Below are 14,479 nucleotides of genomic sequence, written 5' to 3'. Positions count from 1 at the left end.
TTGAAAGGTCTTTGAAGACCCTTTGAGAACCCCTTAAAAACTCTTTGAAAAAAAATAAATTGGTACAAAACCTAGTGGCAAATTATACAAAACCTGCTGGCAAGCTACATTGGTACAAAACCTAGTGGCAAAATATACAAAACCTGCTGGCAAGCTACAACTGGCAAGCTACAACAAGCTACAAGCTACACTACACTGGCTGGGGAACTTGGATTCGAACCAAGATTGACGGAGTCAGAGTCCGCTGTTCTACCATTAAACTATTCCCCAATAAGCCAATTTTACCATTTCTAGCAGATTCTATAGTGTAGGCAAGTGCAAAAAATCTTTAGATTATCACTAATAAAGAGCGATAGGGATATCATTATAATCCCAGTAGGGGCGTCCTCGATATTTTAGCATATAGCAATAAGCGAGTAAAAACACATAAATAAAGCACACCGCGAATGGAAGCATCACAAACTCTTGTTGAAATACCCCTCTATATAGGTATAGCCTGTCAGGCAGTTGTTCCTAAATCATAGAGAATTAATGAGTAATATTTCCACTTATCCTGTTACCCCAAACCTACAGTTGGTATATGTCTCAAACATAGAGTATTCTACAGCTTTTTACAAATTCATCTTCAAGAAAGAACCTGTGTTTACTTTGCCACGCTATGTTGCATTTTCTTTTTCGGGGGATGCACTCTTTGCTCTCTGATCTGGGGGCGATACGCCTGAGGAAAATGCACCTCGTTTTTCAGAAATCGGCATTATGTTGCCTAAGGGAGAGGATGTAGATAAGCTCTATGCGGAATGGAAAGAGCAAACCACTGTTGAGATAAATGTTTTGAAGGAACCGTATACTGATGTATTTGGACGTACCTTCCTAATCAAAGATCCAGACGGACACATTATTCGTGTTTGTTCACTAGATTAAAAAGCCTGAGATCCGATGTTTAATCGTCTGAATTATAATACCTGAATTATAATAATTGTCTGTTTCCAAAACCTATAAGCTATGCACGCTAAGAGGCTTACTTACGACGCGTGGCTTATCCGTTCGGTGCTGTTCCATTATATTCAGCCCCACAACTTGCCTGTTCCCACAGGCGGCCTCATTGGCTTGGACATCAGTCGGCGTTATTGCATGGCCAGTGATCAGTACCTGTAAATCATAGAAGCTATCCCTCATCGCCTTATGTGGAGTCTTTTGTTGGAATGGGAGGAATATTCTTTACAAGGAAATTGATATCTTTTGAAGTTAAAAAGGTATTGTACATAAAAAACTAATAAAATCAATACATTAAGTGCAGTTATTTTGTATGAACCCACTTAAGAATCCATACTTTTATGCATGTTTGAATTGATCATTTTTTATATAAGATTGCCATGGATGAATAGACCATAAAAAGCAAATCATGATGCAAATATTATAACGCATGGGTGCATTCAAATGAAATAAAAAGCGGTTATCATTCATAACAGGTCATAAATTTTATGATACGTTTTTATCACAGCACAAATCACATTGTTTTAAATTTCAGTCGTTTGGAATTATCGATAACATAAATTGTATACGTTTAAGAATGGGATGTGTTTTGCTCTTTATTTGAGTGCAATCTTAAAAGGAATAATCGTTTGAAACGATCATAAGCTTATAGATTGAGTTCATAAAGATTGCACAAAAGGATTTAAAGATAAGATCGTTTTTTAAAACGCTTACTAAAAAGTTAGTAAATGATAGGCAGGCATTATATAGATACTATCATCACAATATAGAATGAAATCACAATGTTATGTCTTATGAAATTGAAAGTCTTTCCATGATATAACGCAAGAAAGTGAGAAAAAACGTTTTAAAAGTTACAGTTTAAAAATACGAAACCAAATGAGTTCTCCCAAAATTTTGGGGGCACCTATTGAAAAAAAATGAGGCAGCAAAATTCAAAACCATTGTAACATCTAAGGTATGGGATTTTACTCAATTTTGAGTCAAAAGCTATAATGTTTAAAGATGGCTCTTCTAAAGATAACGCCTCCAAAATTGGATTGGTTGATTTTGCCAACTCAAATTTGAGCTGGTTAATTTGCAAAGAAGTTACATTTGAGTGCAAAATGAAAAAATGCTTATGAAAACCTTATTGAGAAGACATTCATTTAAGATGCATTTTCTTTTGATTGGATTGATAAAGTTAGCAAGCGTTTATAGGCTCTATAATGCTAATGAATGATATCAAAATCATAGCTGTCATTTACGTTTCTTTTGATAAGTTTTCATATCTTTAATAGAGCGCTTGCAATATGATACGTTTTGTATATATGTATTGATTACTCCATTGTGGATGGTTCATTTGAATCTTATAATCAATATCTGAAAGCCGTGTCATATCAATTGGCACGGCTTTCTTTTATGGATTCTCTCTTTAGAGATAGGTTTATATCTATTAAATAAGGCGTTCCTTGCCTGTCATTTATTTGTTTGTATCTGTAATCTTGATAATATTATTCGTTTTCATAAATCTCACATTTGGGGGGAAATAACACTTACTTTTACTGTTTAATTTTGCATTGCCATAGGGCTTTACCCCAGACCTTGGCATGATGGGAAACCTTGGCATTGCCATAAACAGAGCTAGATATGCGTATATTACTATGGAAAGGATTTGTTTAAGCGAGAGGATTACCAGACGATGTTTGCTTTGCTTGTGCAATTAAAGGGAAAGTCAATGATGTGCCTCAGATCCGAAAAATCTTTAGCCAATTTAAGATAAAAGGGGTTGGCACATAATCTTATACATGTGGTTCAAAGAATCCACCTCCAGCTCAAGAGCTTATCATCTCAAATTGCGATTTTTAGAGGAAGAGAAAAATATGCATTAAAGGGATTTTAAATGACCTTTGAAAGTTTTTGCAGATCCTTTGAAAAAAATAAATTGATGCAAAATCTGCTTTCAAATTATACAAAACCCGATGACAAGCTACAATCATAAAATACGGGCTGGGGAACTTGGATTAGAACCAAGATTGATGAAGTCAAAGTCCGCTGTTCTACCATTAAACTATTCCCCAATAAGCCAATTTTACTATCCCTAGCAGATTCTATAGTGCATGCAAGCGCAAAAAATATTTATGATTATCGATAATAAAGAGCGATAGGGATGTCATTAATTGTTTTGATTTGAATATCGACATCGTAAATGTCTTTAAGAATTTCTGGTTGCATAATTTCTTTTGGAGTCCCACAATAGGCCGCTTTCCCATTTTTCAATGCAACAATCATATCTGAGTAAGATGAGGCAAAATTAATATCGTGCATAACAATAAGAATGGTTTTTTTCAGTTCATCAGCTGTGCGGCGTAATTGCTTCATCATAGAAACGGCATGTTTCATATCCAGATTGTTTAATGGTTCATCTAAGAGAAGATAATCAGTGTCTTGGCAGATAACCATGGCTATAAAAGCGCGTTGACGCTGACCGCCAGAAAGCTCATCTAAAAAACGGTCTTTTAAATCTTGTAAGCCGAGATAGCGTAGCGCACTGTCGATAAATTGTTTATCTTCATGTGTATACCAGCCTTTTGAATAAGGATAGCGTCCGAAACTTACTAAATCGTACACGGTTAAGCGAAAAGACAAAGGATTTTCTTGACGCAGAATTGAGAGTTTTTGAGCCAAAATATCGTGGGGCATTTTATCAATATCAAAGCCGTCGATATGAATTGTACCATTATGGTGTGGCAAAAGACGTCTTATCAGCATTAAAAGAGTTGATTTTCCGGAACCATTGGGCCCAATGAGAGAAATAATCCCTCCTTTTGGAAGATGAAGGCATAAATTATCGATAATCAATCGTGCTCCGTAAGCCTTGGAAAGATGATTGATTTCAATCATTTTAGTTTTCCCTTCATCAGTAACATTAAGAAAACAATACCCCCACAAAACTCAATGATAAAACTTAAACGCCCTGCCATATGAAAAATTTGTTCTAAAATAAATTGTCCCCCCACCAAACAAATAATAGCCAATAATATTGCAATAGGGACAACAACACTGTGTTTTGCTTGAGGAGAAAGTTCATAGGAAAGGTTGGCAACTAACAGTCCAAAAAAGGTGACGGGGCCTACCAATGCAGTGGAAATGGATACGAGAATGGAAACAAAAATAAGGATAGCTGTTGCACTTTTGTGGTAATTAACGCCAAGATTAAGAGCATTTTCACGTCCTAAAGCCAAAATATCAAGAAGATGACGGGAATGCCATCCAATCAGACTCACAATGAAGACAATGATTGTGGCAAAGCTTATTAATGGTGTATTGAATTTATTAAAATTTGCAAACATAATATCCGTTAAATTCATCATTTGGTCTGGATTGAGTTGCAATTGCATAAACATCCGTAAACTGAAAAAAAAGCCGCCTAAAACAACACCGATTAAAAGCGTCAAATGAAGCCCTTTTAGGCTTCCTGAAAAGAGCCAGCGAAAAAGGCTTATTGAAAAAAGAATAAGAATGAGTGCTTCAAGAACGAGCTGTCCTTCTTCATTCAAAAAGGGCAAAGAAAGAGAGCCTACAAAATACATTAGGGCAGTCTTTATTAAAATATAAAGCTGATCAAATCCCATAATTGAAGGGGTAAGAAGACGGTTATTAACGATTGTTTGAAATAAAACCGTAGAAACGCTTATTGCATAGGCAATAAGAAGCAGAGAGGAAAGTTTTGTAAGACGAAATTTCCATGTATAAACATTGATATTCCATGTCATGTAAAGACTAATGATAGTACATGCTATGATGATAAGTGTTGTTAGTACACATATTGTTTTTCTTCTTTTATCCAAGACGCTTTCTCCAGCGTAAAAGCAGTATCATAAAAATAAAACTACCGATTACACCCATTATGGTGCTGATGGGAATTTCAAGAGAGGGATGAATGATTCGTCCTAAAAGATCACAAATCAAGACCAATCCTGCACCGCTGATGGCCACCCAAGGAGCGGTATAGCGCATATTATCTCCCATGAAACTTGAAACAATATTTGGAATAATCAACCCAACAAAAGGAATACGGCCAATGGTACAGACAACGACAGCAGTGATTGAGGCGACAATAAAAAGACCAAAAAACATGACAACACGATAATTCAATCCAAGGTTATTGGTTAAATCTTCTCCCAAACTTGCAACCGTAAAGCGATCAGCAGTACAATAGGCCAGAATACAAAGGGGAAGGGATAACCATAAGAGTTCATATTTTCCTTCAAGAACCATCGCAAAACTGCCAAATAAGTAAGCTTGAAGAGAAGGAAGTAACATTTCATAATCTGCAATGGCATTGGTTAAAGAGCCAATAATATAGCTTAGCATAATCCCTGTAAGGGGGACAATGAGAGCAGATTTTAGAGGAATGCGTCGCAATAAAAACATAAAAAGTAAAGTGCCTGCCATGGCAAAAATTGTCGCAACGACCATTTTTCCTAAAACAGGGATATCGGGTAAAAAAATCATAATAAAAAGAATGCCAAGGGAAGCAGATTCAATGGTTCCCGTGGTTGATGGCTCGACAAAGCGATTGCGTGTCAATAGTTGCATAATCATGCCTGAAAGTGCAAGTGCTGCGCCTACTAAAAGGATTGCAATGGTACGAGGAAGACGTGTTTGCCAAAAAATAAGCCACGCATGGGGATCGGCTGCGAAAAGGTTAGAAGGTGTGACATCAGAATAACCAACAAAAATGCTGAGGATAGACAGGAAAATTAGAAGTGTTATGGTTATCCAGTAATTCTTCACGTTAAATCATTTTCTAACAAAATCTACAAAAAGCAAAGACTGCTTAATAAACAACCTCTGCTTTTAAATTTTATTTATATAGCAAGCAAGCTCTTTCGTGCGCTTATTTGCTCTTTGTAAAGGCTTCATTGATCTGCTGTGCGGTTTCAATGAGTGCCGTTAAACCACCATTTGCACGATACCAGCTCCAAGAGTCCAAATAAATAATTTGGTTTTGTTTGCTCGCTGTTGTGCGGTGAACAAGCTCATTATTGAGCAATTGTGCTGCGGATTGTCCTTCCCGTCCAATGGCTGCATCGCGATCAATCACTAACAACCAATCAGGATTGGTTTCAAGAATGAATTCAGGAGAAATGAGTTGTCCATGTTTTTGCACGGTAAGTTTATCGGTTGCAGGGGCAATTCCAAAAGCGGAGTGAAAAATATCGAAACGTGATTTTGGTCCGAAAGCACTGATTTTTCCACCAGAGGTCATGAGTATAAGCCCAGTGCCTTTTCCTTGGGTATTTTTACGGACTTCAGCAAAAGCTTCATTGATTTTTGCAATTTCCTTTTCTGCTTCTTGTGTTTTGCCAAAAATTTTTCCAAGGATAGACACATTTCGTTTAATATCTTCAAGAGAATTTTCGTTTTCTACGGTTAGATCAATTGTTGGAGCTATTTTGGATAAATCTTTATATTTTGCTTGAGTTCTGGAGGAAATAATAATCAAATCGGGTTGAAGAGTGGCAATTTTTTCATAATCTGGTTCAAAAACGGTACCGATTCTTTCATATTTTTCATCATTAAATTGTTGCAGATAGGAAGGTTTTTTTCCTTCAGGAAGGCCGATAACGGCTTTGATACCAAGGCGATTCATATTATCTAGCGAGGCAAGATCAAACACAACAACCTTTTGCGGAGAAGCGGGAACAGAAGTCGTGCCTGAAACATGATTAATCGTTACATTTGTCTGGGTACTGGTATTTGCAATACTCGTATGAGTCCATAAAACCGTTGCAAAGCTGATTGCAACCAGTAAAACAGAAGTCATCCATTTCATATATTTTATCATCGTGATTTTATCCTTTTATCTAATATTACAAAGGTTTGCGCACTTAAAAACTTAACTTTGGTATTTTTATGCACAAAATGAAGCGCAAATAAATAACACTATGTTGTAAAGTTGACTTACATATGTTACAAATCGTTCACTTACCTCATTTTCACTTAATTCTAGTGTTTTTGCAACATTATTTAGAAAGTTTGACATATGATCAATGTATTTAAAAAGCGTACACGTTTGTACGCACTGACAACAAGTGCTTTCTTCTTTTTACAAGGTGTAGATGCTTCTATGGGGAATGGTTGGTGGCCATCGTCATCAGGACTGATGGGGCTGATACCATCTTTTGGATTATCATATAAAACTCCTAAAAAAGCAACAGAAGTATTAACTCCTCCTTCACCACAAATCGCCAACTTAAGCCAAGGCAGTGGCGGTAGAGCTAAAGTCTCTAGTGACGGTGCTGCTGGTGTTCCTAGTGGCGGTGACAATAGCGCTGGTGGACTTGGTGGCGTTGGTGGTAATGGCGCTGGTGGACTTGGCGGCGCTGGTGGACTTGGCGGCGCTGGTGGACTTGGCGGCGCTGGTGTCCCTGGCGCTGGCGACGCTGGTGTCCCTGGCGCTGGCGGCGCTGGTGTCCCTGGCGCTGGCGGCGCTGGTGTCCCTGGCGCTGGCGGCGCTGGTGGTGTCCCTGGCGCTGGCGGCGCTGGTGGTGTCCCTGGCGGTGTTGGCGCTGGTGGTGTCCCTGGCGGTGTTGGCGTTGGTGGTGTTCCTGGCGGTGTTGGCGTTGGTGGTGTTCCTGGCGGTGTTGGCGTTGGTGGTGTTCCTAGCGGCGTTGGCGGTGGTGGTGTCCCCGGTGCTCCTGCTCCTGCTCCTGTTTCTGTTGCAAGTTCATGTTCTGATGGGAGTTTTAAGACCCTTAACTCTGTGATCTGTTCTGATGGGAGTTTTCATACACTAAAGAGAAGTACTATTAGTGTGTTGAAATTTGGCGATAATGCTATGCATGCAACAGGACAGGTTACTCAGAAAGAAGTGTATAAAGCAGGTGAGAAAGAAGTCTTGTATTTAGTTCGAGGGACAACTGTTGAGTTAGAGAAAGTGTCTATTAGGGGGAAGGCTTCTCCAGAAGGTAATGTTATTTTGAGTTCTAATGAAAATAATGATCCTAATAATTTGAATGGTTATCTTAATGCAAAAATGGGGGCGGGGGTATTAGCAACGCTTAATTCAAAAGTTAAGCTAGAAAATTCAAGTATTAAGGAATTTATAGTCGGGGTTGATGCACAAAACGAAGGAAGGATTCATATGAAAGATGGGGGGATCTATTATAGTCAGATAGGAGCTGCTACTGATCTTGCGTCGTTTGTTTTTCTAGATGGAGTGAATTTTTATGCAGTTGGGGTTGGGTTGCGCAGTTCTGGTAGATCTGGAATTATGATGCAATCTGGGTCGATTAATCTTGATAAAGGGGGGGTGGGAGTTGTAGCAGGGCATAAAGGGGTTGTAAAATTAGATGGGGTTAATATTAACATTAAAAAGGGGATAAGCGGGCGAAATAGTGTTGATTCTACACAATCTTCAAATCTTATTTTCTTGTCAGATGGGGGGGCTATTTCTTTTAATAAAGGAAGAGTTGAGAGTTCTGATGCAGTTGTTTTGTGGGTTACTCGTGGTATTGATGAGTTTGTAGTCGGTCCAATGGATGATCGTGCTTTCGGAGCTGGTGTTTTGGCGAATCGTTTTGTTATTGATGATAATGATAATAATGATTCTATTTATACAAAAGATGATATGCTTGAACTGAATGCACTCTATGATGTTTATCACGTTATGGATGATGCTTTTGAAGATGTTCTCTCTACTCTAAAATGGACTGTAGGTAATAGCAATGCTTTGCAATATATGCAAGGTATTACGGGAGATATGGAGAATAAAAATTATTTTAAGATTAAAGCTGATATTAAAGAATCAACTATTCAAATAGCGGGAAAAGATTCTTATGGCATATATTTTAATACGGTAGCTGAAGAAGGGGAAGGAGGAACCATAATAGATGAAAACGATAATAAGAAAGTGCAGATGGTTGCTTTAAAAAACACCACTCTTAAAATTCCAGAAGGTATAGCTATTTATGGTGGTGATGTAAATGGTGCTGTCATTTTAGGAGAGGGTAGTGTTCTTTCGGGTGATCTATTTTTAAAAGCTGAAGCTCATTCTAATCTGTTCGTGCATGCTCATAAATCTTCAATTATAGGTGAAGCTCGTGTTGATGAGAATGCAAATGCTGCACTTTATTTGTCTCATTCAGGATTGTATTTAACAAAAAGTATTCATCATAAACAATCGGAGAGAAATACAAATCGTATAGATTCAAAGCTTTCGTTTGTAGATCTTTTTGATAGTAGTATTGTATTTTTGCCTCCAAGAAGTGAAGATGAAGGTTATCAAACACTGCAAATTGGAAATAGACGAGATGAAAACACTCTAGGTAACGGTTTCCGTGCTCAGGGAGATGCTAGGCTTTATGTTAATGTGAATTTTGTTTCTGATAATTTAGATAATGTTAAGCTTGTGTCTGATAAGCTTTTGATTCATGGTGATGTTTCTGGAACAACGAAGGTGTATGTAAATGATACTTCTGTCATCACCACTTTAAATAACACATTAAAAAATGAAGCGAAAGTTCAGCGTCAAGGTGTACAAAATCAAGATCGACGGGAGGAAAATAGAAAAAAACCTGCCTCTCTTCAAATTATTCAAGTTTATGGAGAAGCAGAAGAAGATTCTTTTAAACTTGCTAATGAATATGTTACATTGCAGGGATCACCTTATCAATATGTTCTTAGGGCTTCTGGTCCAATGCAATATAGTGCTTCTGGTCCAATAAGATATTCCAGTAGACCAAGAAAACCTGAAAATAGACCTGATGTAGTGTGGATTTTCAGCTTAGAAAGTAAATTAGAAAATGGTGAGAGGCGGCAAAGTATAGCTCATGGACCTCGTAATCGTATTAGTCCTAAGACACCTTTTGCGCGACCTGTTGTTTTTGATGTTTCGTCATCTGAAGATGAAGGCATTGTTTCTGGGGTAAATAGTTCTTCAGGATTAGATTCTTCATTAGTACCAGATCAAGTTACTGCTTCTGTTTTGCTAGGGAGTCCTGAATCACTTGGGAGATCTGATGTAGAAGAGGCTGATGTATCTGTTGGAAATCCTGTTACAACTTTTGAATCAGAAGGACATACTCCATCTGCTTCACTAAGAGTTTTGACAACTGAGGAGATTGTTGATGGAAGTGAAGATACTTCTCTTATTGCTTCTCCTAATGGAACAGATAGTCAGAATGAAGTAGAAAATGCTACAGTGACCCACAGTGATACTGATACAGTTGATGTGAATAGTGATATTACAGAGGTTGGATTAATTCCGTCTCAGGCTGTTATATCTTCTGCTCCTCAATCTTTTACGCCGGAGAGTTCTGGACTTGGGAGGTCTGACACAGGCGATTCTGATGTGGAGTTAGGTCTTTTGGCTGGAATTTCGTCAGTCGCTGGAACTAAAGAAGGTACTTCATCTTCTACGTTAGATGTTCTTCCTGCTGAGCCTTCTGCTCCTCAATCTTCTTTGTTGGGAAGTTCAGAGACTATAGAACCTACTACTTCTGGAAAAACTGGAAAGCCTAAGGCTTCTTCTTCCTTAGTTAATTCTACTGCGTTTAAGCAAGAGAATCCTGCATCTAAGGAGATGGGAGATAAACCTGTAGGGCGTGTTCTACTTTCTACTGGAGGAGCCAACACACTTAGATCTGAATCGCAAAACCCTGTGGTTGTATATACTGTTACATCAACCAATGGTATAAAGCAGGAAGGTGGTTCTTCTCAATGTAGTGGTGATATGGGGAAAAATGGTGCGGAGAGATTGCAAGTTGCTTATTCTTGTGCCGATGGAAAATTACACACAATAACAGGACAAACACTGAAGGCGCGTGGTGATACTCAGCATTCTATGCATGCAAAGAGTAATACAGTTGTTAAGTTAGAAACTGCCACCATTGTTGGAGCAGAATCTGATAAAGGAAGTAATTTTGGTGTTACTCCATCAAAGTTTGTGAGTGCTGTGCTTGCAGAAGAAAAAGCAGAGATTGTTTTGGATAAAAACTCAACAATTCAATCTTCTGTAATTGGGCTTGAAGCTAAAAGTGGCGGAAAAGTTAAGATGACTGGTGGGACAGTCGATGCGCTTTATGTGGGCGCTTTGGCGGGTTCTGGATCATCTGTTAATTTAAAGGATACGAGAATTAACGTGACGGGGGATTTGGCTGTGGCTGGTTTGGTAAGTCAGGCTGGTAAGGTGTCTATGGACTCTGGGGCTATTACTTTGGAAAAGGGAGTGGCTGTGAGGTCAGAAGCTGGGGGAAGCGTTGAGTTAGACAAAGTTAATATTACTGCGAAAAAAGGACAAGGTAAGTTAGATTCTGCAGATAATTTTGGGCGTGCAGCTTTTCTGTTGAGTGATAATGCTTCTATTGATTTTAAGAATGGGAATGTTGTGACTGATGGATATGCTTTGTGGATTATGAAGTCTGATGATAATGTGGTTGAGACCGGCTCTTCTAGGAGAAGGAGATCTTCTGAGGTTCGTCCTACTATGAATCATGCAAATATCGAGTCTTCTATTGTTACAGTGGAAGGTGATGGAACCTATGGTATATATTTTGATGGGGGAATACAGAAAGAAGCGAGTCAACAAAATCGAAGTAAGAATTTAGCAACGGAGAAAGCAATTGTTGCTAAGCGGAGCGCTGTATCCAAACAGGAGAAAACACCTATAGGCATAACAGGGACAGTTTCGTTGAAGAAAACTGGTTTTGAAGTTGCAAATGGTATAGCGATCTATGGTAATAATTCTGGTGGTCATGTTTCATTAGAAAATAAAACAACTCTTGCTGGTGACTTGTTATTAAGAGCCGAGAATGGTTCGAATATATCGGTATCGGTTGATAGTTCTATTGCTAAAGGTGATGTTCGCGTTGATAAAAGTTCTTATGCAAAATTAGACTTGGCTAATAGTTCACAGTGGATTCTAAAAAGAAGTACGCAGAAGAATTTAGGTACTTCAGATTTAGGATGTGTGGATTCATGCATTTCTTCTGTAAGTCTTGTAAATAGTGCTATTAATTTTGCACCTTCGGAATCTGAAGGAAAATATCAGACTCTCCATATTGGAAATGGGAAAGGAACAGTTTATGCGGCACAGGGTGATGCTGTAATTCATCTCAATGCACGTTTAAATCCTCGTGATCCGAGTGATCAGCAAGTTACTGATCGGCTTGTCATTCATGGTGATGTTTCTGGAAAAACAAAAATACATGTACGAGGTGATGCGGGCAATGTAGGAGATGGTAAAGCGAATGCCAAGATTGCTCATAGTGTTTCAATTATTCAGGTCTATGGTCAAGCGAAGAAAGATTCTTTCCAACTCGATGGCAATTATGTTGCGCTGAGAAACTCACCTTACAAATATACTCTTCGTGCTTATGCTCCAGAAGCGACTTCGAAGCAGGAGCATGTGCAACAGAAATTTGTTAAGGATGGTGGAGAATTTTGGAATTTCCGTCTAGAAAATCAGTATGTTAAGTCTGTTGGATCTGCTGCCCTTCCTGAACAATTTGTAAGGTCTGTTGTTCCACAGGTTCCAACTTATCTCAGCTTGCCTAATAGCGTATTCCATGCTGGTTTGATGGATATTAGCAATCAAAATAAGCAGTTGGAGACGTTGCGGATGACTTCTACAGGAATGGTAGAGGTTCGTGAAAATCCTGCTTTATATTTACGCGGCTATGGTGGAAGTTACCGTTATGCTTCAGATCTTTCTGCTCTTGAATATGGTTATGACGGCGATCTTAGTTATAATGGTGTAGAGGCAGGTGTTCTGCTGCAAACTATTGAAAATACCGACAGTGCTATATCCTTTGGCGTTATGGGAACTTATGGAAAACTTTCTCTGCAGCCTTTGAATGTTGAGCAAAGTCAGAAGAGTGCATTTGATAAATGGACTGCTACGGTATATGGTAGCATGCAGCATAATGTTGGCTTCTATGTCGACGGTCTTTTATCCTATGGTCTGTTCAAAGGTGATGTTCTCACCCTTGCACGGGGTAAAACAGCAACATTAAAAGGTAATCCTTTGAGTGTTTCTTTAGCTGGTGGTCAGACAATTATGACAGGATATAAGGGGGTTGTCTTTGATCCGCAGGTTCAGGTTGTGTATCAACATCTCCAGTTTAATAAAGCCCGTGATATTGACAATTTTGATATTGAAATGGGTAACCTTAATCAGTGGGTAGCACGTGTTGGTGGACGCTTAACTAAGATTCCTACAGGTTCTGAAGGCGTGAATGCTATTGCTTTCTATGGTAAGCTTTATCTTGCTCATGGTTTTGAAGGAAAACAGTCTGTGCATTTCAATGATGCTTTCAAGTTAGGGGCTTTTGGTTCTTCTCTAGAGGCTGGATTAGGTTTTAATGCCAAATTGTTGCCACAGTTTTCTCTGCATGCTGATATTCTCTATCAACATAAGCTTAATAAGGCTGGTTTTTCGGGAACAAGTTTTTCCGGAGGAGTACGGTATCAGTTTTAATATAAGGTACACTATGTACCTTATTAGAAAAGGCAGCACAATGTGCTGCCTTTTTTCTTTATAACAACTTGTGTTGTTCTTAAAAGCTTCTCGTCTTCTTGATGTGAACCAAAAAACATAGTTTATTTTACGTATGAGAGCGTTTTTCTATACTAAAGTGAATTTTCTTAAAATTTTTGCTGTTGATGGTGCAATCGAGAGACTTACTTTTATGGGCTTTTAAAGAGTGCAGGGGGGATGCCATGCGTTACATTGTTTTTTAGGTAATATATTGATTTATATAGATAATCTAATTATTTTGCATGTTGAATGAGAGTCTTGAATATCGTAAGATTTTCTCATTTCAAATCTCTCTATGTTGAATCAATCAAAACCATTCGTTTGCACGTTACAAGCGAAATTAATATGTGGATATAAATTGTACAAAAAAAGACTAAAAGTGCCTATAATGCATTGTTTCAAAAGTTAAGGGTTTGTCGTAACACCCACGAGCTGGCAAAGTGTGTGATGGTGTTGGGTTGCTTCTTCATAAGCATAAAGATGGGGCGACTTAATGGTTTTATTGTTATATCCTTCACGGGCTGCGCCGTGAAATGGGATTGGGAGCGTTGAGAGATATCTCTTTAAAACAAGCGCGTGAATATGCAAAGCAATGGTGTTCTGTTTTGCGTGAGGGATGTGACTTCATTAAAGAACGTGATAAACAAAAGCGTGAGGCAATAAACAATACTTCATTAAGGTACCATATTGATGCTTTCTAAAGCTCATTTTTGAGAGTTTGTTTTTCACGGATTTAAATTATTTTTTCATTCATCTCCTTGTGGATTAATTTTTTAAGTTCACAAGGCTTGATTGTGTTTTTAATTAATTGCACGCACTGGTTTTATTTTTTCTTTACAGGAAATACAGAATGCATTATACACTCATAAGGTGTGTTTTGTAACTATTCTCTTATAGGTGGTTTTGGCGTAGAGCTTTTGCCAAATTTATTGGGATAATTCATTGCACAGTTCAGATGAG

At 38.3% G+C, this 14,479-nt stretch carries 5 protein-coding genes, 2 tRNA genes and 3 pseudogenes; 4 read left to right on the top strand and 6 right to left on the bottom strand.

What is annotated here, in order from left to right:
- Nucleotides 1–196 precede the first annotated feature (196 nt).
- Nucleotides 197–270, bottom strand: a tRNA-Gln gene (locus ACFIJL_RS07520).
- 459 nt (nt 271–729) lie between these two features.
- On the opposite strand from ACFIJL_RS07520, the pseudogene ACFIJL_RS07515 reads away from it, so the two are divergent.
- Nucleotides 730–921, top strand: a pseudogene (locus tag ACFIJL_RS07515) (glyoxalase); the annotation flags it as partial.
- Between the two features lie 1,714 nt (nt 922–2,635).
- Nucleotides 2,636–2,841 (top strand): annotated as a pseudogene (locus tag ACFIJL_RS07510) (DNA adenine methylase); the annotation flags it as partial.
- A 141-nt stretch (nt 2,842–2,982) separates the two neighbouring features.
- Here ACFIJL_RS07510 and ACFIJL_RS07505 read toward each other — a convergent pair.
- The 5 genes from ACFIJL_RS07505 to ACFIJL_RS07485 form a co-directional block, all read right to left on the bottom strand.
- Nucleotides 2,983–3,053 (bottom strand) — tRNA-Gln (locus ACFIJL_RS07505).
- A 64-nt stretch (nt 3,054–3,117) separates the two neighbouring features.
- On the bottom strand, nt 3,118–3,876 hold the full coding sequence (locus tag ACFIJL_RS07500) for an ABC transporter ATP-binding protein (RefSeq protein ID WP_375623948.1): 759 nt from the start codon (nt 3,874–3,876) through the stop codon (nt 3,118–3,120).
- Nucleotides 3,873–4,823, bottom strand: coding sequence for an iron chelate uptake ABC transporter family permease subunit (locus ACFIJL_RS07495; RefSeq protein ID WP_375623946.1), 951 nt, complete (start codon nt 4,821–4,823; stop codon nt 3,873–3,875). Before ACFIJL_RS07495 ends, ACFIJL_RS07500 begins: the two co-directional genes overlap by 4 nt.
- A complete protein-coding gene (locus ACFIJL_RS07490) occupies nt 4,816–5,772 on the bottom strand; it encodes an ABC transporter permease (protein WP_375623944.1) in 957 nt (318 codons plus the stop codon). Before ACFIJL_RS07490 ends, ACFIJL_RS07495 begins: the two co-directional genes overlap by 8 nt.
- Nucleotides 5,773–5,875: 103 nt before the next feature.
- Nucleotides 5,876–6,826, bottom strand: coding sequence for a siderophore ABC transporter substrate-binding protein (locus ACFIJL_RS07485; RefSeq protein WP_375623942.1), 951 nt, complete (start codon nt 6,824–6,826; stop codon nt 5,876–5,878).
- 198 nt (nt 6,827–7,024) lie between these two features.
- Here ACFIJL_RS07485 and ACFIJL_RS07480 point away from each other — a divergent pair, with 198 nt between their 5' ends.
- Together ACFIJL_RS07480 and ACFIJL_RS07475 are read left to right on the top strand one after the other, a co-directional pair.
- Nucleotides 7,025–13,459, top strand: a complete 6,435-nt coding sequence (locus tag ACFIJL_RS07480) for an autotransporter outer membrane beta-barrel domain-containing protein (RefSeq protein WP_375623940.1) — start codon at nt 7,025–7,027, stop codon at nt 13,457–13,459.
- A 500-nt stretch (nt 13,460–13,959) separates the two neighbouring features.
- Nucleotides 13,960–14,187: pseudogene (locus ACFIJL_RS07475) on the top strand (Arm DNA-binding domain-containing protein); the annotation flags it as partial.
- Between the last annotated feature and the right edge of the window lie 292 nt (nt 14,188–14,479).

The organism is Bartonella sp. TT119HLJHH, assembly GCF_042193385.1.
Taxonomy (GTDB): domain Bacteria; phylum Pseudomonadota; class Alphaproteobacteria; order Rhizobiales; family Rhizobiaceae; genus Bartonella.
This window is presented reverse-complemented; position numbering and strand designations above follow the sequence as displayed.

Bases quoted from the DNA above. Each gene is read 5' to 3' on its own strand.
- ACFIJL_RS07480 (WP_375623940.1), top strand. From the start codon at position 7,025: ATGATCAATGTATTTAAAAAGCGTACACGTTTGTACGCACTGACAACA.
- ACFIJL_RS07500 (WP_375623948.1), bottom strand. From the start codon at position 3,876: ATGATTGAAATCAATCATCTTTCCAAGGCTTACGGAGCACGATTGATT.
- ACFIJL_RS07485 (WP_375623942.1), bottom strand. From the start codon at position 6,826: ATGATAAAATATATGAAATGGATGACTTCTGTTTTACTGGTTGCAATC.